Annotated in this window: 19 protein-coding genes; 7 read left to right on the forward strand and 12 right to left on the reverse strand. The window is 66.5% G+C overall.

What is annotated here, in order from left to right:
• Genes metH through QO058_RS06055 form a run of 3 tightly spaced genes read right to left on the reverse strand, consistent with a single transcriptional unit; the run spans window position 1 to window position 5,682 of the window.
• Complete coding sequence (gene metH / locus QO058_RS06045; protein ID WP_284171040.1) at window positions 1-3,753, reverse strand: methionine synthase; 3,753 nt, start codon at window positions 3,751-3,753, stop codon at window positions 1-3.
• 4 nt (window positions 3,754-3,757) lie between these two features.
• The gene (gene metF, locus QO058_RS06050; protein ID WP_284171043.1) at window positions 3,758-4,669 is read right to left on the reverse strand and encodes a methylenetetrahydrofolate reductase [NAD(P)H]; all 912 of its coding nucleotides are present in this window, start codon (window positions 4,667-4,669) and stop codon (window positions 3,758-3,760) included.
• The gene (locus tag QO058_RS06055; RefSeq protein WP_284171045.1) at window positions 4,669-5,682 is read right to left on the reverse strand and encodes an ArsR/SmtB family transcription factor; all 1,014 of its coding nucleotides are present in this window, start codon (window positions 5,680-5,682) and stop codon (window positions 4,669-4,671) included. The genes metF and QO058_RS06055 overlap by 1 nt, the downstream gene beginning before the upstream one ends.
• Window positions 5,683-5,876: 194 nt before the next feature.
• Between QO058_RS06055 and QO058_RS06060 the strand changes: the two genes are divergently transcribed.
• Window positions 5,877-6,125 (forward strand): type II toxin-antitoxin system VapB family antitoxin, encoded by a 249-nt coding sequence (locus QO058_RS06060; protein ID WP_284171046.1) that lies wholly within the window; start codon window positions 5,877-5,879, stop codon window positions 6,123-6,125.
• Entirely contained in the window at window positions 6,122-6,508 is a 387-nt protein-coding gene (locus QO058_RS06065) for a type II toxin-antitoxin system VapC family toxin (RefSeq protein WP_284171047.1), read from the forward strand. Before QO058_RS06060 ends, QO058_RS06065 begins: the two co-directional genes overlap by 4 nt.
• Window positions 6,509-6,520: 12 nt before the next feature.
• Here QO058_RS06065 and QO058_RS06070 read toward each other — a convergent pair whose 3' ends face one another.
• Complete coding sequence (locus QO058_RS06070; RefSeq protein ID WP_284171049.1) at window positions 6,521-7,951, reverse strand: aminotransferase-like domain-containing protein; 1,431 nt, start codon at window positions 7,949-7,951, stop codon at window positions 6,521-6,523.
• Window positions 7,952-8,035: 84 nt separating this feature from the next.
• On the opposite strand from QO058_RS06070, the gene QO058_RS06075 reads away from it, so the two are divergent.
• Complete coding sequence (locus tag QO058_RS06075; protein WP_284171051.1) at window positions 8,036-8,899, forward strand: DMT family transporter; 864 nt, start codon at window positions 8,036-8,038, stop codon at window positions 8,897-8,899.
• A gap of 91 nt (window positions 8,900-8,990) precedes the next feature.
• Here the strand turns inward: QO058_RS06075 and QO058_RS06080 are convergent, their stop codons facing one another.
• From QO058_RS06080 to QO058_RS06090, 3 genes are all read right to left on the reverse strand, one after another.
• A complete protein-coding gene (locus QO058_RS06080; protein ID WP_284171052.1) occupies window positions 8,991-9,623 on the reverse strand; it encodes an MOSC domain-containing protein in 633 nt (210 codons plus the stop codon).
• A 13-nt stretch (window positions 9,624-9,636) separates the two neighbouring features.
• Window positions 9,637-9,840 (reverse strand): cold-shock protein, encoded by a 204-nt coding sequence (locus tag QO058_RS06085; protein ID WP_057190882.1) that lies wholly within the window; start codon window positions 9,838-9,840, stop codon window positions 9,637-9,639.
• Between the two features lie 136 nt (window positions 9,841-9,976).
• Window positions 9,977-12,178 carry a glycoside hydrolase family 3 N-terminal domain-containing protein gene (locus QO058_RS06090; RefSeq protein WP_284171058.1) on the reverse strand — a complete coding sequence of 734 codons (2,202 nt, stop codon included), beginning with the start codon at window positions 12,176-12,178 and terminating at the stop codon, window positions 9,977-9,979.
• 202 nt (window positions 12,179-12,380) lie between these two features.
• On the opposite strand from QO058_RS06090, the gene QO058_RS06095 reads away from it, so the two are divergent.
• Window positions 12,381-13,526 carry an alpha-hydroxy acid oxidase gene (locus QO058_RS06095; RefSeq protein WP_284171059.1) on the forward strand — a complete coding sequence of 382 codons (1,146 nt, stop codon included), beginning with the start codon at window positions 12,381-12,383 and terminating at the stop codon, window positions 13,524-13,526.
• Between the two features lie 168 nt (window positions 13,527-13,694).
• Here QO058_RS06095 and QO058_RS06100 read toward each other — a convergent pair whose 3' ends face one another.
• Together QO058_RS06100 and QO058_RS06105 are read right to left on the reverse strand one after the other, a co-directional pair.
• Window positions 13,695-14,708 carry a DUF2891 domain-containing protein gene (locus tag QO058_RS06100; protein WP_284171061.1) on the reverse strand — a complete coding sequence of 338 codons (1,014 nt, stop codon included), beginning with the start codon at window positions 14,706-14,708 and terminating at the stop codon, window positions 13,695-13,697.
• Window positions 14,705-15,628: a hypothetical protein gene (locus tag QO058_RS06105; protein ID WP_284171062.1), complete on the reverse strand. Its 924-nt coding sequence runs from the start codon at window positions 15,626-15,628 to the stop codon at window positions 14,705-14,707. The genes QO058_RS06100 and QO058_RS06105 overlap by 4 nt, the downstream gene beginning before the upstream one ends.
• Before the next feature lie 90 nt (window positions 15,629-15,718).
• Here QO058_RS06105 and QO058_RS06110 point away from each other — a divergent pair, with 90 nt between their 5' ends.
• The 3 genes from QO058_RS06110 (at window position 15,719) to QO058_RS06120 (ending at window position 18,248) form a co-directional block, all read left to right on the forward strand.
• On the forward strand, window positions 15,719-16,624 hold the full coding sequence (locus tag QO058_RS06110) for a LysR family transcriptional regulator (protein ID WP_284171064.1): 906 nt from the start codon (window positions 15,719-15,721) through the stop codon (window positions 16,622-16,624).
• Between the two features lie 87 nt (window positions 16,625-16,711).
• Window positions 16,712-17,281 carry a TetR/AcrR family transcriptional regulator gene (locus tag QO058_RS06115; protein ID WP_284171066.1) on the forward strand — a complete coding sequence of 190 codons (570 nt, stop codon included), beginning with the start codon at window positions 16,712-16,714 and terminating at the stop codon, window positions 17,279-17,281.
• Window positions 17,282-17,366: 85 nt separating this feature from the next.
• Complete coding sequence (locus tag QO058_RS06120) at window positions 17,367-18,248, forward strand: SDR family NAD(P)-dependent oxidoreductase (RefSeq protein WP_284171067.1); 882 nt, start codon at window positions 17,367-17,369, stop codon at window positions 18,246-18,248.
• Between the two features lie 6 nt (window positions 18,249-18,254).
• Here QO058_RS06120 and QO058_RS06125 read toward each other — a convergent pair whose 3' ends face one another.
• From QO058_RS06125 to ettA, 3 genes are all read right to left on the reverse strand, one after another.
• Entirely contained in the window at window positions 18,255-18,647 is a 393-nt protein-coding gene (locus tag QO058_RS06125) for a type II toxin-antitoxin system VapC family toxin (protein WP_284171069.1), read from the reverse strand.
• The gene (locus tag QO058_RS06130) at window positions 18,629-18,913 is read right to left on the reverse strand and encodes a type II toxin-antitoxin system Phd/YefM family antitoxin (protein ID WP_284171070.1); all 285 of its coding nucleotides are present in this window, start codon (window positions 18,911-18,913) and stop codon (window positions 18,629-18,631) included. Before QO058_RS06130 ends, QO058_RS06125 begins: the two co-directional genes overlap by 19 nt.
• A gap of 71 nt (window positions 18,914-18,984) precedes the next feature.
• Window positions 18,985-20,637 (reverse strand): energy-dependent translational throttle protein EttA, encoded by a 1,653-nt coding sequence (ettA, locus tag QO058_RS06135; RefSeq protein ID WP_284171072.1) that lies wholly within the window; start codon window positions 20,635-20,637, stop codon window positions 18,985-18,987.
• Window positions 20,638-20,754 lie beyond the last annotated feature (117 nt).

Here is a 20,754-nt window from a genome sequence, read left to right on the forward strand (position 1 = left end):
CTACTCCGCCGCCTCCGCATAAGCGCTCGGCTCGTAGTTCAGGATCGGCGAGAGCCAGCGCTCGACCTCGCGGATGTCCATGCCCTTGCGGACCGCGTAGTCCTCGGCCTGGTCGCGCTCGACCTTGGCGACGCCGAAATAGTAGGCCTCCGGATGCGAGAGGTAGAGGCCGGAGACCGAGGAACCCGGCCACATCGCATAGCTCTCGGTCAGCTTGACGCCGACGCGGCGCTCGGCCTGGAGCAGCTCGAACAAGGACGCCTTCTCGGTATGATCCGGCTGGGCCGGATAGCCCGGCGCCGGGCGGATGCCCTGGTATTCCTCGCGGATCAGGTCCTCGTTCGAGTAGCTCTCGTCCGGCGCATAGGCCCAGAATTCGGTCCGCACGCGCTGATGCATGCGCTCGGCAAAGGCTTCGGCAATGCGGTCGGCCAGCGCCTTGACCATGATCGAGCGGTAATCGTCATTGTCGCGCGCGAATTTCTCCGAGATGCGCTCTTCCTCCGCGCCCGACGTCACCACGAAGGCACCGACATAATCGGGCCGCTCGATACCTTCGGGCGCGATGAAGTCGGAAATGCACATGTTCGGCTTGCCGTCGCGCTTGGAGAGCTGCTGGCGCAGGCCGTGGAAGGTGGCGAGCGTCTCCTGCCGGCTCTCGCCGGTATAGAGGCGGATGTCGTCGCCGACCGCGTTCGCCGGCCAGAAGCCGACAACCGCCTTCGGATTGAACCAGCGTTCCTCGACCACGCGTTTCAGCATCGCCTGCGCATCGTCCCAGAGCGCGCGCGCCGCCTCGCCCTGCTTCTCGTCCTCGAGGATCGCAGGGTACCGGCCCTTCAGCTCCCAGGTCTGGAAGAACGGCGTCCAGTCGATCAGCGGAACGAGCTCCGCGAGATCATAGGTCCGGAAGACGCGCGTGCCGAGGAAGGTCGGCTTCGGCGGCTGGTAACTGGTCCAGTCCGGCTTGAAGGCATTGGCGCGGGCCTTCGCCAGCGGCAGGCGCTGCTTGTCGGCCTCCGAGCGGCGATGCGCGGCTGCGACCTTCTCGTATTCGGCCTGGATGCCCTCGACGTAAGGCCCCTTCTGCTCCTGCGAGAGCAGGCTGGAGACGACGCCGACCGCACGCGAGGCGTCGGTGACATAGACCGTCTGGCCGCGTTCATAGGCCGGGTGGATCTTCACCGCGGTGTGGACGCGGCTCGTCGTCGCCCCACCGATCAAGAGCGGGATGTCGAAGCCCTCGCGCTCCATCTCGGAGGCGACGGTGACCATCTCGTCGAGCGAGGGCGTGATCAGGCCGGAGAGCCCGATGATATCGACCTTCTCCTTGCGCGCCGTGTCGAGGATCTTCTGCGTCGGCACCATCACGCCGAGGTCGATCACCTCGTAATTATTGCACTGGAGCACGACGCCGACGATGTTCTTGCCGATGTCGTGGACATCGCCCTTCACCGTCGCCATCAGCACCTTGCCGGCCGCCGAGCGCTCGCCGCCGCCGTTGAGGCGCTTCTCCTCCTCCATGTACGGCATGAGATAGGCGACCGCCTGCTTCATCACGCGGGCCGACTTCACCACCTGCGGCAGGAACATCTTGCCAGCGCCGAACAGGTCACCGACGACGTTCATCCCGGCCATCAGCGGCCCTTCGATGACATGAAGCGGCTTCTCGGCCTGAGTGCGCGCCTCTTCGGTGTCGCGGTCGATGAACTCGGTGATGCCATTGACCAGCGCGTGCTTGAGGCGCTCGTGCACATCGGTCTCGCGCCAGGCGAGATCCTTGCCCGAGACCGCCGCCGAGCCGTCGCCCTTGAAACGCGGAGCGGCATCGAGCAGGCGCTCGGTCGAATCCTTGCGGCGGTTGAGGACGACGTCCTCGCAAAGCTCGCGCAATTCCGGATCGAGATCATCGTAGCTGCCGAGCTGGCCGGCATTCACGATGCCCATATCCATCCCGACCTTGATGCAATGGTACAGGAAGACCGAATGCATCGCCTCGCGGACCTTCTCATTGCCGCGGAACGAGAAGGACAGGTTCGAGACGCCGCCTGAGATATGGGCGTGCGGCAGCGTCTCCCGGATGGTGCGGGTCGCGTTGATAAAGTCGTTGCCGTAGTTGTCGTGTTCCTCGATGCCGGTCGCCACCGCGAAGATGTTCGGATCGAAGATGATGTCCTCGGGCGGGAAGCCGGCCTGCTCGGTCAGCAGCTTGTAGGCCCGCGTGCAGATCTCGATCTTGCGCTGGTAGGTGTCGGCCTGGCCGGTCTCGTCGAAGGCCATGACCACGACCGCCGCACCATATTGCCGGCAGATGCGGGCATGCTCGAGGAAGGCTTCCTCGCCCTCCTTCATCGAGATCGAGTTGACGATCGGCTTGCCCTGGATCGTCTTGAGGCCGGCCTCGATCACATGGAATTTCGAGGAATCGACCATGATCGGCACGCGGCTGATGTCCGGCTCCGAGGCGATCAGGTTGCAGAACTCGGTCATTGCCTTCTCGGAATCGAGCAGGCCCTCATCCATGTTGATGTCGATCACCTGCGCGCCATTGGCGACCTGATCGCGCGCGACATCGAGCGCGGCGGCGAAGTCGCCGGCGGTGACCAGCTTGCGGAACTTGGCCGAGCCGGTGACGTTGGTGCGCTCGCCGATATTGACGAAAGGAATGGTCTCGTCGAGCGTGAACGGCTCGAGCCCGGCGAGCCTGAGATAAGGCTTCGGCTCCGGCACGCTGCGCGGCGCCTTGCCGGCGACGGCCTCCGCGATCGCGCGGATATGGTCCGGCGTGGTGCCGCAGCAGCCGCCGACCATGTTGACGAAGCCGGCATCGGCGAACTCGCCCAGCATCTTGGCGGTCGCTTCCGGCCGCTCGTCATAGAGGCCAAACTCGTTGGGCAGGCCGGCATTGGGATAGGCACAGACCAGGGTGCCGGCGACGCGCGACATGTCCTTGATATGGGCGCGCATCTCGCGTGCGCCGAGCGCGCAGTTGAGGCCGATCGTCAACGGATCGGCATGGCGCACCGCGTTCCAGAAGGCCTCGACCGTCTGGCCGGACAGCGTGCGGCCGGAGAGATCGGTGATCGTGCCGGAGATCATCACCGGCAGCTTCATGCCCTTCTCGCGAAAAACCTCCTGGATCGCGACGATCGCGGCCTTGGCGTTGAGCGTGTCGAAGATCGTCTCGATCAGCAGCAATTCCGAGCCGCCGTCGATCAGCCCGCGCACCTGCTCGGCATAGGAGTCGCGCACCTGATCGAAGGTGACGGCGCGGAAACCGGGATTGTTGACGTCGGGCGAGATCGAGAGCGTGCGGTTGGTCGGGCCGATCGCGCCGGCGACGAAACGGCGCCGGCCGTCCTCCTTGCGGGCGATCTCGGCGGCCTCGCGGGCGAGCCGGGCACATTCGACATTGAGCTCATAGACGATCGCCTCCATGCCGTAGTCGGCCTGGGCGATCGATGTACCGGAGAAGGTGTTGGTCTCGACGATGTCGGCGCCGGCCCGGTAATAGGCGAGATGGATGTCGCGCAGCGCGTCGGGCAGTGTCAGGGCGATCAGGTCGTTATTGCCCTTGAGGTCATGGTTCCAGCCCTTGAAGCGCTCGCCGCGGAAATCGGCTTCGGTCAGCTTCAGGTCCTGGATCTGCGTCCCCATCGCGCCATCGAGGATGAGGATGCGTTCGGAGGCGGCCTGGCGCAGGGCGCGCTCGATCTCGGCGCCGTCGACGGGAGTGGGCTTGTAGTCGGACATCAGGCTACTCCGCCGCCACCTGCTGCGCCTGCGCCTTCTCCGGCTTCAAGCCGACGAGATGGCAGATCGCATAGACCAGGTCGGCCTTGTTCATCGTGTAGAAATGCAGGTCGGAGACGCCGCGATCGATCAGGTCGAGCACCTGCTCGGCGCAGACGGCGGCGGCGACCAGCCGGCGCGTCGCCGGGTCGTCCTCCAGCCCTTCGAAGCGGTCGGCCAGCCATTGCGGCACGCTCGCCCCGGTCCGGCGGGCAAAGCCGGCGGTCTGCTTGAAGTTCTGCACCGGCACGATGCCGGGCAGGATCGGGATATCGATGCCGCTGGCACGGACCTTGTCGAGATAGCGGAAATAGACGTCGTTATCGAAGAAGAACTGGGTGATCGCCCGGGTCGCGCCGGCATCGACCTTCTTCTTGAGCGCATCGATGTCGGCATCGAGCGAGGCCGCCTCCGGGTGCTTCTCAGGATAGGCCGAGACGGTGACCTCGAATTCGCCGATCTTGCGGATGCCTTCGACCAGGTCGGAGGTCTGGTGATAGCCCTCAGGGTGCGGCTCATAGGTGGTACCGAGCCCACCGGCCGGATCGCCGCGCAGCGCCACGATATGGCGCACGCCCGCCGCCCAATAGGAACGGATGACGTCGTCGACCTCGGCGCAGGAGGCGGAGACGCAGGTCAGATGCGCCGCCGGCTTCAGGCCCGTCTCGTCGATCATGCGCTTGACGGTGTTGTGGGTGCGCTCGCGGGTCGAGCCGCCGGCGCCATAGGTCACCGAGACGAACGCCGGACCGAGCGGCTCCAGCCGGCGCACGCTGTCCCAGAGATTGACCTCCATCTCCTCGTTCTTCGGCGGGAAGAACTCGAAGGAGACGCGCGGGCGGCGCGAGCCGTGGCGGCTGGGACGGAACGCGTTCATCACGCAACCTCACGATCGAACTGACGAATCGGAAAATCACCCTGGAGGCGCCGGTCGCGCCCGCGCCAGAGCATGACGCCAAGCTGGCCGCAAGCCCCGTCGGGAGCCGTGACCTCCTCGGCGAGATCGCAGTCGAGGCCGGCCTCGGCGAACCAGGCGGCGATCTCGTCCTTCTCGAAGCCGAGACGGCGATGGGCGTGCTCGGTGCGCAGGAATTCCATCTCGTGCGGAGCAAAGTCGACCAGGATCAGCCGCCCGCCCGGCGAAAGCAGTGCCGCCGCCTCGCGCAGTGCGCGCGCCGGGTCGTCGAGGAAATGCAGGACCTGGTGCACGATCACCAGGTCGAAGGAGCCGCGCGCGAAGGGCAGCGCATAGATGTCGCCCTGCCGGAGCTCGACCCGCGACAGCCCTGCCTTCTCCAGGTTGGCCCGCGCCACCGCCAGCATGGCGTGGCTGGCATCGACGCCGACCGCGCGCGCCGCCTTTGGCGCCAGCCGCTCGAGCATGCGCCCGGTGCCGGTGCCGAGATCGAGCAGCGCCTGCATCGGCGTCTCGCCGACAGCGGCCTCGACGGCCGCTTCCACGGCCGCGTCCGGCACGTGCAGCGAGCGCAGCTGGTCCCATTCACGCGCGACATTGGCGAAATAGGATTGCGCCGCCGCAGCCCGGCTAGCACGCACCGCCGTGAGGCGCTCGCGGTCGGCCGCCAGGACAGGATCCGCGGGATCGAGATCGCGGGCGAGCGTTAGCGCCAGCGTACCGCCCGCCGTCCCGTCGTCGAGCCGGAAGAAGGCGAAGGCGCCCTCGCGCGAGCGGCGCAGCAGCCCGGCCTCGGCCATCAGCTTGAGATGGCGCGAGATGCGCGGCTGCGATTGGCCGAGAATGTCGGTGAGATCCGAGACTGAGAGCTCGCCTTCCGCCAGCAACGCCAGGATCCGCAGGCGCGTTTCCTCGCCCGCCGCGCGCAGGCAGGACAGCAAGGTCGGCAGCGAATGATGGGAAGGACGGGTCACTACGAGTGGCCTCGATTTTCTCTGTGAAAGATATAAAGATATCTTTATGTCAGACGCAGGAATTATGCAAGCCCGCATCACTCACCGACATCGATATTCGCGGCTTTATTGGACGCTTTGCAGGTCGCTTGAATTCGAGCGACCGCACGGTAGAATGGTAGAACATACGAAATATTTCTAGAATGAGGAGCATCATGAGTCTCAGCATCAAAGATCCCGAAGCCCATCGCCTTGCCCAGGCGATCTCTCATGCCACGGGCGAAAGCATGACCCGTGTCGTGACCGAAGCCTTGCGGGAACGCTGGAACAAAATCGAACGGCAAAAGGGGCGCGCAAGCGTCGAGGAGCTTCTGCAGATTGCCGAACGCGCCGCCGGCCATGTGAAGCGCCCATATGCCGACCACGCGGACCTGCTTTATGATGAGAGCGGTATCCCGAAATGATCGTCGATACATCTGCGCTCGTCGCGATCCTTTATCGCGAGCCCGAAGCTGAAGCCTTCGTCAAGCGCATCCACGCGGCCGAAACCAGCCGGATCAGCGTTGCGAACTATGTCGAGCTATCGATGGTCGTCGAACATCAGCTTGGCCCCGAGGGGATGCGCCAAGCCGAAGCGTTCTTCCGGCGTGCAGGGATCATCATCGAGCCGGTGTCCGTGGATCATGGTGATCTGGCGCGTCAGGCTTTCCTCGATTTCGGCAAGGGGCGCCACCGGGCGGGACTGAATTTCGGCGATTGTTTTGCCTATGCCCTCGCGAAAGCGAGCGGAGAACCTTTGCTCTTCAAGGGCAATGATTTCTCACAGACCGACATTGCGGCGGCGTAACGGTTCCGGAAATCATTGCGCTGATCCCACCCGCATCGCCTGACGCAGCACGGTGAAAATCCTGGGGTCGGCAGCCTGCGCCACGTTGAAGCGCATGAAATGCCGGGCCGTCCGCGACAGGCTGAAGGCATTGCCCGGCGCGAGTACGACCCCCTCGCCCAGCGCATCCCGGGCAATCTCGGCGCCGTCGAGCTCTCCCGGCAGGCGGCACCACAGGAACAGCCCACCGCGTGGCGTCAGCCAGGGCTCGATGCCGAGCTCGGCAAGCCGGCCCCGCGTCTCTGCCATGGCCCGCCCCAGACGCTGGCGCAGTGCTTCGACATGCCGGCGATAACTGCCGTCCTTCAACAGGTCGAGCACCAGCTCGGCCGCAAGCCGCCCGCCGCCGAAGGAGAGCGCGACCTTGAGGTCGATCAGCCCCTCGATCCAGTCGCGCCGCGCCGCGATGTAGCCACAGCGTACCGACGCCGACAGCGTCTTGGAGAAGCTGCCGATCTGGATCACCCGCTCCAGACCGTCGAGCCCGGCGAGCCGCGGCGCCGCCTCCGGTTCGAGATCGCCGAAGATATCGTCCTCGACGATGGTCAGCCCGGCCTGCTCGGCGAGCTTGAGCAGGCGATGCGCGGTCGCGGCCGAGAGCGTCGCGCCGGTCGGGTTATGCAGGGCGCAATTGGTGACGTAGAGCAGCGGCCGGTGCTCGGTCAGCGCCTGCGCGAACAGGGCAAGATCAGGCCCCGACGGGGTATAGGGCACGCTGACGATCTTCGCCCGGTGCGCGCGCAAAAGCGCATTGAAATTGAAGTAGCAGGGATCGTCGACCAGCACGGTGTCGCCAGGCTCGAGCAGGAAGCGGCAAACGAGGTCGATCGCCTGCGTGCCCGACTCGGTCAGGACGATCTGGTCGGGCGAAGCTTCGACGCCGCGCTCGGCCAGGCGATGGGCGAGCAGATGACGCAGCGCCGGCAGGCCGAGCGGCGTGCCGTATTCGGCCAATGTCCCGGCCTCGGCCCGGCTGAGCCGGCGCAGCGCCTGGCGGAGCGAGGCTTCCGGCATCCAGTCGGGCGGCAGCCAGCCACAGCCTGGCCTCAGGCTGCCGACACCGGCATCCAGAGATTGCCTGGAGATCCAGAGCGGGTCGACGGCCCGGTCGAGCTTTGGCGCGACATCGGCGAGCGAGAGTGGTGGCAGGCGCCGGACATAGAAGCCGGAGCCGCGTCTTGCCTGGATCGCCCCCTCCGCCGCCAGCCGTTCATAGGCCTCGACCACGGTCGATTTCGAGACGCCCATGCTCTCGGCAAGGCCCCGGATCGAGGGCAGCTTCGCCCCCGGCGCCAGCGTCCGCCCGGCGATCCGCTGGCGGATCGCTGCCATGACGCGCCCGACGAGGGTGTCGCCGGCCGCCGCAAAATCGGCGGAATGCTTAATCTGTCCTGCTTCCAGCATCAGCACAGTTTGCCCGAACTGTACTGGACTGTCTCTGGAAATCTGCAGGGCTTCGCCGCATGCAGGCTGGCTTCAGGAGGTATCATGGACCGGACTGCGAACGGCCTGCTCAACGGCTTCATCGGCGTCGTCATCTTCAGCGGCTCACTGCCGGCGACCCGCGTCGCCGTCGCCGATTTCGATCCGGTCTTCCTCACCGTCGCACGCGCTGCCATAGCCGGGCTGCTCGGGCTCGCCCTCCTGCTGGTACTGCGGCAGAAGCGGCCCGCCCAAGCCGACCTGCTGCCGCTCGCCGTGGTCGCGCTCTGCGTGGTCGTCGGCTTTCCGCTGCTCACCGCGCTGGCGTTGAAGCACGTCACCTCCGCCCATTCGATCGTCTTCATCGGCCTGCTACCGCTGGCGACCGCCATCTTCGGCGTGCTGCGCGGCGGCGAGCGGCCGCGCCCGGCCTTCTGGCTCTTCGCCATCCTCGGCAGCCTCTGCGTCGTCGGCTTCGCCTGGACACAAGGCATCGCCGCCTCCCCGATCGGCGACCTCTTGATGCTGGCCGCGGTCATCATCTGCGGCCTTGGCTACGCCGAGGGCGGGCGGCTGTCGCGCCATCTCGGCGGCTGGCAGGTGATCTCCTGGGCACTCGTCCTGTCGCTGCCGATCATGGCCGGCCTGACGCTGATGACACTGCCGGCCTCGTTCGCGCAGGCCGGCGGCGGCGCCTGGCTAGGCTTAGCCTATGTCTCGCTGTTCAGCATGCTGATCGGCTTCGTCTTCTGGTATCGCGGCCTCGCCCAGGGCGGCATCGCCGCGGTCGGGCAATTGCAATTGCTGCAGCCCTTCTTCGGCCTGGCGCTGGCAGGGCTGCTGCTCGGCGAGACCGTCGGCTGGCAGATGATCGCGACCTCGGCTGCGGTGGTCCTCTGCGTCGCGGGAGCCCGGCGCTACGCGCGCTGACCAGAGCCCGTTCCGATCAACTTGCACCACGAGTTGATCAGTAAAACGGTCTCTAACTCAAAGTGAGAGACGGATTCACCGATCTCTAGAGTCAGGCCGTGACCGGCGGCAGGACGATCACCGCATCGCCGGGCGCCACCCGTCCGGCGCGATCGACACTGAGCACGAGCCCGCGCAGGCCGGCCGCCGCCTTGACGAAGGCGAACTCCAGCGCGGCATCATCCGCCATCGCCGCAACCGCCCGTCCTGCCTGGCGGCAGGGCGCGTTGTAGGCCTCGACGCGCAGCACGACGCCGCCGTCGAAGCGGCCCTTGCCACCCCAGCTGCCGCCGAAGGCGAGCCGGCTGCCCGGTGCGAGCCGCGAGAAATCGGCGATGCCGTCGATCAGGAGATTGCTGCCGAGCCATTCCGGCTCCAGCGCCGCCAGGCCGAGGCGTCCGGCGACCTCCGCGAGCTCGTCGAGGCCGAGCGCGGAAATCTGGCGGTCGTTGCGGATCACCGTGCCGCGCGGCAGCCAGGGCTCGCGGGCACCGGCGCGTCGCGACGGGCCATGGTGGAGATCGCCGGGAATACCGAGGAGGTCGAAATCGAGGGCGGCGGCGCGCACTGTCACGAACGCGTGGCTACGGCGCCGGTCGGGGCCGGTTGTCAATGTGGCGACGAGCCTGCCGGCTTTGGGCGCAGTCTTCACTGCCGCAGGCGCAGCCTTCGTCACCTCGATCATGCCCGCAGCTGCCTCAGAGCAGCTTCAGGTCACCAGCAGCGGTCTTGCCGCGCTCGGTTTTCAGGTCGAAGGAGAGCTTCTGTCCCTCGGTCAGGGACATCAGGCCCGCTTCCTTGACGGCCGTGATGTGCACAAACACATCCTTGCCGCCATCGGCAGGTTGAATGAAGCCGTAGCCCTTCTCGGTATTGAACCATTTGACGGTTCCGGTCGCCATCGCCGCATCCCTTGGAGCATCCGTGGTCGCAACGGAGCCCCTCGGCATCGACGTCGAAAAGGCCCCGCGCAGCAAGGATTGACCGAAAACGCAAGCTTGTCGAGATGAAAGCGGCGGCAGTTTCCGTTACGTCCGGTCAAGGCTTCGTCAATTCGAATTGTATCTTTACCGTCGCGAGTGAAGAACCCCCGAGATAAACCTCGACGATACCCTGATCGAGTTGGTAGCGGCCGGCATCGTCATGGCCGCCAAGCGCCCTGCCCTCCAGCTGGAACGTGACCGTTTTCGTCTCCCCGGCCTTGAGCGCGACCTTGTCGAAACCCTTGAGCAGACGCAGCGGACGGGAACGCTCGGCCACGGGCTGGCGGATATAAAGCTGTACGACTTCCTGGCCGTCGCGATCCCCCTGATTGGTCACGTCGACGGCGACCTCGGTCGCGCCATTGAACGGCACCCGGCCGTTCGTCACGCGCGGATTGGCATAGGCGAAGCGGCTATAGGACAGCCCGAAGCCGAACGGGTAGAGCGCCTCGTTGGCCTCATCCATGTAGATCGACTCGTAGCGCTGCCGGATCTTCTGCGGCCGGCCGGTCGGCAGCTGGTCGTAATAGACCGGGATCTGGCCGACCGAGCGCGGAAAGCTCATCGGCGTGCGTCCCGCCGGATTGACCTTGCCGGCCAGCACCTCGGCGATCGCGGCGCGCCCCTCGGTGCCGCCATGGAAGGTCTGCACGATCGCCGCGACATGCCTGTCGGCCCAGGTCAGGACCAGCGGCCGCGCCGTCGCCAGCACCAGCACCACCGGTTTGCCGGTCGCGACCAGTGCCTCGAGCAGCTCCTGCTGCACGCCGGGCAGGCCAAGATCGGTGCGCGAGGCGCCCTCGCCCATGAACTCGCAATCCTCGCCGAGCATGGCGACGACGAGGTCGGCGGCGGCCGCCGCCTTCACCGCGGCGTCCTTGTCCTTGAACTCGGTCCCGCAGGCCTTGGCGAAGGCGGGCTCGTAAGCGATCGTGACATCGGAGGGCAGCTGCTCGCGCAGCGCCTCGGGCAGCGGCTGCACGACACGGCGGCCGAGGCCGGCCGGATCGGTCCAGACCCGCTCGTCCTCCGGCACCGCCATGGCGCCGATGACCGCGACGGATTTCACCGCCGGCGCGATCGGCAGCGTCTGCTTGTCGTTCCGGAGCAGGATCACGCCCTCGCGCGCCGCCTGCCGCGCGACCTTGCGGGCCTCCTCGGTCTGCATCAGGGAGGGCGCCGCGGCGACGTCGACATCCGGCTGCTCGAACAGGCCGAGATGGTACTTGACCCGCAGCACCCGGCGCACCGCCTCGTCGAGCGCCTTCACCGGCACGCGGCCGGCCTTGACCTCATTGGCGAGGTGCTTGTGGTAGACGTCGCCCATCATGTCCATGTCGATGCCGGCGAGCAGCGCCTTGCGCGCCGCCTCGGCATCATCCTTGGCGATGCCGTGCAGGCGCAATTCGGTGATCGAGCCGAAATCCGAGGTGACGAAGCCGCGAAAACCCCATTGCCCGCGCAGAAGATCGGTCAGCATGCCGCGATGGGCAGTGGCCGGCATGCCATTCAGCGCGTTGAACGCCGCCATCGCCGTCATCGCGCCGGCGTCGAAGGCGGCCTTGAACGGCGGCAGGAAGAGATCGTGCAGCTGGCTGGTCGGGATCCAGGTCGAGTTGTAGTCGCGCCCGCCCTCGGCGGCGCCGTAGCCGACGAAGTGCTTCACGCTCGCCGCAACGCCGCCGCGCTGATAGCCCCGCGTCCGCGCCGCCGCGATGACGCTGGCGAGATGGGCATCCTCGCCCGCCCCTTCCAGCACGCGGCCCCAGCGTGGATCGCGCGAGATGTCGACCATCGGTGCGAAGGTCCAGTTGACGCCGGCGGCGCGCGCCTCGCGCCCGGTCCAATAGGCCGCCTGCTCGATCAGTTGCGGATTCCAGCTCGCAGCCTGGCCGAGCGGCAGCGGGAAATAGGTCGAGAAGCCGTGGACGGCGTCGAGCCCGATGATCAACGGGATCTTGAGGCGGGACTGTCTGACGGCCTCCTGGACCTGCCGGACCTCCTGAGGCACGACGAAATTCATTACCGCGCCCATGCGGCCGGCCTTGACCTGGTTGACGTCGAAGCCCTCGCCGCGTCCGGAGAGGTGGAGCTGGCCGACTTTCTCCTCCAGCGTCATCTTCCCGATCAGCGTCGTGATCTTGCGCTCGATCTCGGCGGCCTCGCGGCCGCTCTTCCAGCCGACGCCCTGCTGCTGCGCGTGGGCAAAGGTCGCAAGGCCGCAGAACAGGAATGCAGCGACGAGCCGCAGAAGCATGAGGAATGTCTCGCTGAACGGGCGGAAGGGATGAACGGCCCCTACAGGATCGGGCCGCTGGGCTCAACCGCCGCCATCGCCGCATTGCGATGAACGAGGCCTGAAGCGAGGCCGCCATGCCAGGGCGCGCGCCCTCCCCGGTTGCCTCCCGTGCCGTTCCATGCGACCGAGCGACACGGAGAAAACGCGGGATTTGGCGACCATGGCCCAGCTTCTGACCATCGAGGACCTGCGTCTGCTGGCAAAACGCCGCGTCCCGCGCATGTTCTACGACTATGCCGATTCCGGCGCCTGGACCGAGAGCACCTACCGCGCCAACGAGGCCGATTTCGCCGGGATCAAGCTGCGCCAGCGCGTCGCCGTCGACATGACCAATCGCACGCTCGCCTCGACCATGATCGGCGAGCAGGTCTCGATGCCGGTGGCGCTGGCGCCGACCGGCATCGCCGGCATGCAGCACGCCGACGGCGAAATCCTCGCCGCCAAGGCAGCCGCCCGGGCCGGCGTACCGTTCACGCTCTCGACCATGAGCGTCTGCTCGATCGAGGACGTCGCCGAGAACACCGACAAGCCGTTCTGGTTCCAGCTCTACGTCATGCGCGACCGCGCCTTCATCGAGCGCCTGATCGACCGCGCCAAGGCCGCCGGCTGCTCGGCATTGATGCTGACGCTCGACCTGCAGATCCTCGGCCAGCGCCACAAGGACATCCGCAACGGCCTCTCCGCGCCGCCGAAGCCGACGCTCGCCAACCTGATCAACCTCGCCTTGAAGCCGCGCTGGTGCATGGGCATGCTCGGCACCAAGCGGCGCAGCTTCGGCAACATCGTCGGCCACGCCACCGGCGTCGGCGACATGAGCTCGCTCTCGGCCTGGACGGCCGAGCAGTTCGACCCGACGCTGAGCTGGGACGACGTCAAGTGGATCAAGGACCGCTGGGGCGGCAAGCTGATCCTGAAGGGCATCCTCGACGCCGAGGATGCCGAGCTCGCAGCCCAGAGCGGCGCCGATGCGCTGATCGTCTCCAACCATGGCGGGCGCCAGCTCGATGGCGCGGTCTCCTCGATCGCGGCCCTGCCCGGTATCGTCGAGCAGGTCGGCGGCCGCATGGAGGTCTGGATGGATGGCGGCATCCGCTCCGGCCAGGATGTGCTCAAGGCGGTGGCTCTTGGCGCCCGCGGCGTGCTGATCGGCCGCCCCTTCCTCTACGGGTTAGGGGCCATGGGCGAGGAGGGCGTCAGGCTCGCGCTCGAGATCATCCGCAAGGAGATGGACATCACCATGGCCCTCTGCGGCAAGCGCGACATCCAGGATGTCGACGCCAACATCCTGGTCAAGGGCAAGGCCTGACAGCCCCCATAGCCCTCATCCTGAGGAGCCATTCCATATGGAATGGCGTCTCGAAGGATGCTCCAGGAAGCTCCGGAACCAGCTGCAGCATCCTTCGAGACGCGATCTCATGATCGCTCCTCAGGATGAGGGCTCGGAGTTTTCGAAAAGCCGCTGAGGTCCTTGCGCTCAGGGCTCCTCTTCCAAAGCGAGAACGGCGAAGCTGGCGAGCCAGTGCTCGCCCATATAGTCCCCGGCGATATGCGGGAGGCCCGCGGCAAGATGCTCGGCCGCGGCTGTCTTCGCCACCGCCCGGCGGGCATCGCCTTCCGGCAATGCACCGGCCAGCGCCCGCCAGCACCAGGCGCGGCTGAGGTTCAGCCCGTCGAGATGCGCGATCTTGCCATCGCTGCGGTCGGTGACGGTCGCGGGGCGGAACAGCGTCGCCGGCTCCTGGCGCTCCAGCCTCGGCAGGAAACGGTCGAACCAGGGCAGGAACGCCTCAGGTGCGAGCAGGCGGCGCATGCATTCGGCCTCGATCAGGGCCGAGGACTGGAAATCGTCGCCGCTCGGCTCGCCCCAGGCCGGGCAGTCGACATCGGCGCCATACCAGCGCAGGGCTGTTTCGCGCAGCAAGGCGGCGAAATCGTCATCCGCCGTCGCGGTCGCATAATCGGCCGCCATGCGCAGGCCGAAGGCGGTGTTGAAATGCGTGCCGACCCGCACCGGATAGGTCGCGAGCGGCAGGAAGTCGCGAAAGCGCTGCGCGAAGACCTCGGCCAGCGGGGTGCAGACTTCAGACCAGCGCTTGTCGTCGAGCAGGCTCAATTCCGCCGCCAGCTTCAGCAGCCAGCCCCAGCCATAGGTGCGCTTGAAGCCGCGCGCGGTCGGAGCCGCGAGATAGGCGCATTCGACCGCGACCTTCTCCGGCGTGAGCTGCGCGTCGAACAGCGCGCGGATATCGGCAGCCGCCTCGAACCCGGGGTAGCGCCGCAGCAGCCGCGCCAGCATCCAGTAGCTGTGGACGCAGGAATGCCAGTCATAGCTGCCATAGAAGATCGGATGCAGCTCGCGCGGGGTCAGCGCATCCTGCGGCCCTGCCAGCGTATGGTCCGGCTTGTTGGGATATTCGCGCCCGACATGCCCGAGCGCGATGCGGGCGAAGCGGAGCGCGAGCTCTTCCGTCAAACGGGCAGCGGTCATGTTGGCTTCCTTGCTCTGGCGTAGCTGATGATCATGTCGATCAGGCGCGGGGTGAGATAGATCGGCAACTGAGTCGCCGCGAAGAACAGCGCCATGCGCGGCGAGGCGGCGGCGCCGAACGCCGACCAGACCAGCCCGACATTGCGGTTGCCGAGGATGAGGCCGACGGTCAGCCGCTCGGCAAGCGTGCCCGGCAGCAGGAAGACACCGGCGCCCTGCAGGCCGAGATTGCAGGCGAAGGCGAGCGCGAGGCAGAGGAGCGCGCTTTGCCAGTCCGCCTCGATCTGCGCGCGCACGCCCGCCATGGTGGCGACCACGAATATGAGCAGCGCCGCGACCACGATCCTGTCGACGGCTTCGCCATGGCTGTGCAGTTGCGATCCCGCAAAGCGTCGCAGCAGCAGGGCGACGCCCTCCGCGCCGCCGACCAGCAAGGCCAGGCGCAGGGCGAGATCGACGGCGTTGAGCCCGATCCCGCCGAACCAGCCGGCGAGAAGCGACACGGTGAGCGGCGCGAGCGCCATGCAGAGCAGCGTCACGGCGAGCGGAACGGTGCCGTCGAGCCCCAGCATCCGCGCCACCGCCGCCGTGCCGCTCGATGGCGGCGCCGCGGTCGCCAGCACGAGCGCGAGCGCCAGCTCGGCGCCGAGGCCGAGACGGTGGGCGATCAGCCCGACCAGGACCGGGCACGCGACCATGACGGTGACGGGGAGCAGAACGGAGAGCGCCGGGCGGCCGAGCACGGCGATGACGGCGTTGCCGTCGGTCCGCAGCAGCGTGCCGAGCACGATGATGAAGATCATCGCCGGCATCGACGGCCGGATCAGTTCCGCCAGCGCCGGAAAGGCAAGGCCGACGATGACGCCGAGCGCCAGGATCGTCGGCCCGCGCGGCACGAGGCGCGATAGGGATGCTCGCATGCGCCTCGTCCGGTCGTTTCAAGCGCGCTCCTTTCACCAGCTCGCACGGCATTGTGGAAATCGATTTTTACTATCGGTACTATTGCTCAAATGAATTTAGCTGCCGTCGACCTCAACCTCCTCGTCGCCTTCGAGGCGCTGATGGAGGAGCGCAACGTCACCCGCGCCGGCCAGCGCATCGGCCTGGCGCAGCCCTCGATGAGCAGCGCGCTGACCCGTCTGCGCGCCTTGTTCGGCGACGAACTCTTCATCCGCACCGCCGCGGGCATGCAGCCGACCGCCAGGGCACTGGCGCTGGCCCGGCCGATCGGCGAGGCGCTCGCTCAGATCAGGGCAACGCTCGCGCCGGATACCGGCTTCGATCCCGCGACGGCACGCCGCCGCCTGACCATCGCCGTGACCGATTATGGCGACCTCGTCGTCGTGCCGGCGCTGGTCGCCCTGCTGCGGCAGGAGGCGCCCGGCATCGATCTCATCGTCCGGCCGATCGCCGACCCCACAGCCAGCCTCGCCGCCCTCGAGCGCGGCGATGTCGATGCGCTGATCGGCGGCCATCTCCCGGACTCTGCACGTATCGTCAGGCACAGGCTGTTCGAGGAGGATTTCGTCTGCATTCGCGACAAGGCGCACGCCGCGCCGCTCACCCCCGACGACTATGTCCGGCTGCCGCATGCGCTGTTCTCCTCCGCCGGTGGCGACGGGTCGCCCGGCGTCGTCGACGCCATCCTTGCCATGGAAGGGCGCAAGCGCCGGGTCGCGGTCACGCTCGCCCATGTCGTCGCCGTGCCCTTCGCCGTCGCCGGCACCGATCTCGTCGCGACCATGGCAAGGCGCATCGCCACGCGCTTCGCTGCGTTCGCTGGCGTCGCGCTCATGCCCCTGCCCTATGACGCGCCGCCCTTCGCGATCGACCTGCTGCATAGCCGCCGCGCCACAAGCGACCCGGCCCTGTCCTGGTTCCTGGCGACGATCGAGCGGGTCGGGCGCTCGCTTTAAAAAATCGAACGCCGGCGGCCTTGACTCTCGCACGCACCGCATCCAGATAAATGAGCAATCACTCACTCATTCTGGTTCGAGCAAACCGTGGCCCGCCCCCTTAGCGAAGCGAAGCGCAAAGCGATCCTGGCCGCTGCCTGCAAGCTGGTGGCGGAACACGGCACTGGCGCGCCGACCGCGAAGATCGCCAGGGAGGCCGGGCTCGCCGAGGGCACGCTCTTCACCTATTTCGCCAACAAGGACGAGTTGCTGAACCAGCTCTATCTCGACCTCAAGACCGACTTCGCCAAGCTCACCGTGGCCTCCTATCCGGCCAATGGCAGCGTGCGCGACCGGTTCGAGCACTTCTGGAACGGCTTCATCGACTGGGGCGCGAAATATCCCGCCAAGCGTAAGGCTCTGCGCCAGCTCGCCGTTTCCGACCGGATCACCCAGGAAACCCGCGGCAAGGCCGCCACGGCTTTCGCCGAGATCAGCGCCATGTTCGAGCAGGGTCACCAGGACGGCGTGCTCAAAAACCAGCCGCAGAGCTTCATCGGCGCGGTTCTCGACGCCATGGGCACCATGACGCTCGACCTGATCGCGCAGGAGCCGAGCCGGCACGAGTACTACAGGAAGACCGGTTTTTCGGTCTTCTGGGACGGCATCTCCGCCTAACACCTGCCGAGAAAGGACCGCTTGGGCCCTTTTTTGACTGATTTAAATGAGCAAGTACTCACTCACAATATCGAGAGGACATCTCATGACCAAGACCTGGCTGATCACCGGCGCCTCCCGCGGCCTCGGCCGCGCTATCACCGAGGCGGCTCTCGCCGCCGGCGACAACGTCGTCGCGACCGCCCGCAATCCTGGCCGCCTTGCCGATCTCGAGGTCCGATACCCCGACACGCTGCTCTCCTTCGCGCTCGACGTCACCGACATGGCGGCCGCGGGCGTGGCCGTGACCGTCACGGTCGACACCTTCGGCCGGCTCGACGTGCTCGTGAACAATGCCGGCTACGGCCATGCCGTCGCCTTCGAGCAGACCAGCGACGACAGCTTCCGCGCCCAGATCGAGACCAATTTCTACGGCGTCGTGAACCTCACCCGCGCCGCGCTGCCGGTGCTGCGGGCCCAGCGCGCCGGCCATATCATCAACATCTCGTCGGTCGGCGGCCGCACCGGCACGCCCGGCCTCAGCGCCTATCAATCGGCGAAATGGGCGGTCGGCGGCTTCACCGAGGTGATCGCCAAGGAGGTCGCGCCGCTCGGCGTCAGCATCGTCTCGGTCGAGCCCGGCGGCATGCGCACCGGCTGGGGCGAGATCGCTCGCGGCAACGCCCCTTCCGTGATGCCGGACTACCAGCCCAGCGTCGGCGCCGTGCTCGACCTGCTGAAGGCCTATGTCGGCAACGAAATCGGCGATCTCGAAAGAATTGCCGGGATCGTCCTCAACCTCAGCCGGCGCGAGACCCTGCCGGCCCATCTCGTCCTCGGCAGCGACGCGCTCTTCGTCCTCGCCCAGGCCGAGGCCGAGCGACAGAAGCAGGCTGCCGAATGGGCGGATGTCAGCCGCTCCTCGGATTTCGCCGGCACCGATCTCGTGGCGCTGCAGAGGCTGCTCGGCGGGGAGGCTCGGCCGTGATGGCCGCTACGCCTTGAGGATCGCCACCCCGTATTCGCCGAGCACACTATCGGCGGTGACCAGAGTAAGCCTGCGCCGCATTGCTTGCGCCACGATCATCCGGTCGAACGGATCGCGATGGATGAGAGGCAGACGGGCCGCGGCGAGTGTGTCGTCGAGATCGATCGGCAACAGAGTTATGCCATGGCTTGGCGGAGCCGCCCAATCCAGGGAGCCAGCGTTGAATCGGCCCGCATTGCGTTTGATTTCAAGTTCCCAAGCCGTCGCGACGCTGACAAAGATATCTTCGGCGGCTCCGATCGCTTCGCTGACAGCGGGCGGCAACCGATCGTGCTGGCCTGTCGCCCACCAGAACAGGATGTGGCTGTCGAGCAGCAGCCTCACTTCGGCTTCAGCCAATTGCCGTCACGGTCTTCAAAGCTTTCGCTACCTTCGAAAAGATCGGCAAGCTCATCATCAGGCTTCCACCAGTCCGGATCGATCTCCTTGATCTGACCAGCCCAGAACCCGCCCTGCCGCTTCGGCTTCTGCTCGGCAGCCTCGACCTGCACCAGCCGCACGGCCGGGACTCCGTTGCGCGCGATCACGACCTCCTCGCCCCGCAACGCCTGCTCGATCAGGCGCGACAGGTTGGTCTTGGCCTCATGGACATTGACGACGGTCATCGGCGCCTCCGCGGCGGATCGCGACATTAGCTAGGCTAGCTAACACGAAATCCGCCGGAAAGCGAGGCGGCTCAGCGCGTGAACTTCTTGTACTGGATGCGCTTCGGAATGGTGGAATCGATCCCGAGCCGGCGCTGCTTGTCTTCCTCGTAGTCCTGGAAATTGCCCTCGAACCACTCGACATGGCTGTCACCCTCGAAGGCGAGGATGTGGGTCGCGATGCGGTCGAGGAACCAGCGATCGTGGCTGATGATCACGGCGCAGCCGGCATAATCCTCCAGCGCCTCTTCGAGCGCCCGCAGCGTGTCGACGTCGAGGTCGTTGGTCGGCTCGTCGAGCAGCAGGACGTTGGCGCCCGATTTCAGCATCTTGGCGAGATGGACGCGGTTGCGCTCACCGCCCGAGAGCGAGCCGACCTTCTTTTGCTGGTCGCCACCCTTGAAGTTGAAGGCGGAACAATAAGCCCTTGAATTGATTTCTTTCTTGCCGAGATAGATGATGTCGTTGCCGCCCGAGATCTCCTCCCAGACGTTCTTCTTGTCGTCGAGCGAGTCGCGGCTCTGGTCGACATAGCCGAGCTGGACGCTCTCGCCGATCTTGATCGTGCCGGCATCGGGCTTCTCGACCCCGGTGATCATCTTGAACAGCGTCGTCTTGCCGGCGCCGTTGGGGCCGATCACGCCGACGATGCCGCCCGGCGGCAGCTTGAAGGAGAGCCCGTCGATCAGGAGCTTGTCCTGGAAGCCCTTCGACAGGTCCTCGAAATCGACGACGTTGTTGCCGAGCCGCTCGGCGATCGGGATGATGATCTGCGCGGTGTCCGGCCCCTTGTTCGAGGCTTTCTGCACCAGCTCGTCATAGCGCTGGATGCGGGCCTTGCTCTTGGCCTGGCGCGCCTTCGGCGAGGCCGAGATCCACTCCTGCTCGCGCTCCAGCGTCTTCTGGCGCGAGACGTCCTCACGGCCTTCCTGGGCGAGGCGCTTCTGCTTCTGCACCGACCAGGCCGAATAGTTGCCCTCATAGGGGATGCCCTGGCCGCGATCGAGCTCGAGGATCCAGCTGGTGACATTGTCGAGGAAGTAGCGATCGTGGGTGACGATCAGGATCGCGCCCGGATAGGTCCGCAGATGGCCTTCGAGCCAGGCGGTGGTCTCTGCGTCGAGATGGTTGGTCGGCTCGTCGAGCAGCAAGAGCTCCGGCTGCTCCAGCAGGAGCTTGCACAGTGCGACGCGGCGGCGCTCGCCGCCCGAGAGCTTGCCGACCTCCCAGTCGTCCGGCGGGCAGCGCAGCGCGTCCATCGCCTGGTCGACCTTGGAATCGAGATCCCACAGGCCCTTGGCCTCGATCTCGTCCTGGAGATTGGTCATCTCGTCGGCGGTCTCGTCCGAATAGTTCATGGCGAGTTCGTTATAGCGGTCGAGGATCGCCTTCTGCGGCGCGACGCCGAGCATGATGTTGTCGCGGACGTTGAGGGTCTCGTCGAGCTTCGGCTCCTGCGGCAGGTAGCCGACGCGCGCGCCCTCGGCGACCCAGGCCTCGCCGGTCCACTCCTTGTCGAAGCCGGCCATGATCTTGAGCAGGGTCGACTTGCCGGCGCCGTTGACGCCGAGTACGCCGATCTTGGCATCCGGATAGAAGGACAGGTGGATGTCCTTCAGGACCTGCTTGCCGCCCGGATAGGTCTTCGACAGGCCGCGCATATGATAGATGAACTGACGAGACATGAGGCGTGCGGGCTCCGCTTGCGGCTGGCGTTCGGGCTTTGGGGAAATCTGGCCGCTAGATAGGCGACGAGGCCGGCGAAGGCAACGGGCGGAGGACTATCCACTACCATGCGCCCG

Source organism: Bosea vestrisii, from assembly GCF_030144325.1.
GTDB lineage: Bacteria > Pseudomonadota > Alphaproteobacteria > Rhizobiales > Beijerinckiaceae > Allobosea > Allobosea vestrisii_A.

Bases quoted from the DNA above. Each gene is read 5' to 3' on its own strand.
- QO058_RS06080 (WP_284171052.1), bottom strand. From the start codon at position 9,623: ATGATCGAGGTGACGAAGGCTGCGCCTGCGGCAGTGAAGACTGCGCCC.
- ettA (WP_284171072.1), bottom strand. From the start codon at position 20,637: ATGTCTCGTCAGTTCATCTATCATATGCGCGGCCTGTCGAAGACCTAT.
- QO058_RS06095 (WP_284171059.1), top strand. From the start codon at position 12,381: ATGGCCCAGCTTCTGACCATCGAGGACCTGCGTCTGCTGGCAAAACGC.
- QO058_RS06090 (WP_284171058.1), bottom strand. From the start codon at position 12,178: ATGCTTCTGCGGCTCGTCGCTGCATTCCTGTTCTGCGGCCTTGCGACC.
- QO058_RS06105 (WP_284171062.1), bottom strand. From the start codon at position 15,628: ATGCGAGCATCCCTATCGCGCCTCGTGCCGCGCGGGCCGACGATCCTG.
- metH (WP_284171040.1), bottom strand. From the start codon at position 3,753: ATGTCCGACTACAAGCCCACTCCCGTCGACGGCGCCGAGATCGAGCGC.
- QO058_RS06070 (WP_284171049.1), bottom strand. From the start codon at position 7,951: ATGCTGGAAGCAGGACAGATTAAGCATTCCGCCGATTTTGCGGCGGCC.
- metF (WP_284171043.1), bottom strand. From the start codon at position 4,669: ATGAACGCGTTCCGTCCCAGCCGCCACGGCTCGCGCCGCCCGCGCGTC.
- QO058_RS06060 (WP_284171046.1), top strand. From the start codon at position 5,877: ATGAGTCTCAGCATCAAAGATCCCGAAGCCCATCGCCTTGCCCAGGCG.
- QO058_RS06110 (WP_284171064.1), top strand. From the start codon at position 15,719: ATGAATTTAGCTGCCGTCGACCTCAACCTCCTCGTCGCCTTCGAGGCG.
- QO058_RS06130 (WP_284171070.1), bottom strand. From the start codon at position 18,913: ATGACCGTCGTCAATGTCCATGAGGCCAAGACCAACCTGTCGCGCCTG.
- QO058_RS06075 (WP_284171051.1), top strand. From the start codon at position 8,036: ATGGACCGGACTGCGAACGGCCTGCTCAACGGCTTCATCGGCGTCGTC.
- QO058_RS06100 (WP_284171061.1), bottom strand. From the start codon at position 14,708: ATGACCGCTGCCCGTTTGACGGAAGAGCTCGCGCTCCGCTTCGCCCGC.
- QO058_RS06065 (WP_284171047.1), top strand. From the start codon at position 6,122: ATGATCGTCGATACATCTGCGCTCGTCGCGATCCTTTATCGCGAGCCC.
- QO058_RS06120 (WP_284171067.1), top strand. From the start codon at position 17,367: ATGACCAAGACCTGGCTGATCACCGGCGCCTCCCGCGGCCTCGGCCGC.
- QO058_RS06085 (WP_057190882.1), bottom strand. From the start codon at position 9,840: ATGGCGACCGGAACCGTCAAATGGTTCAATACCGAGAAGGGCTACGGC.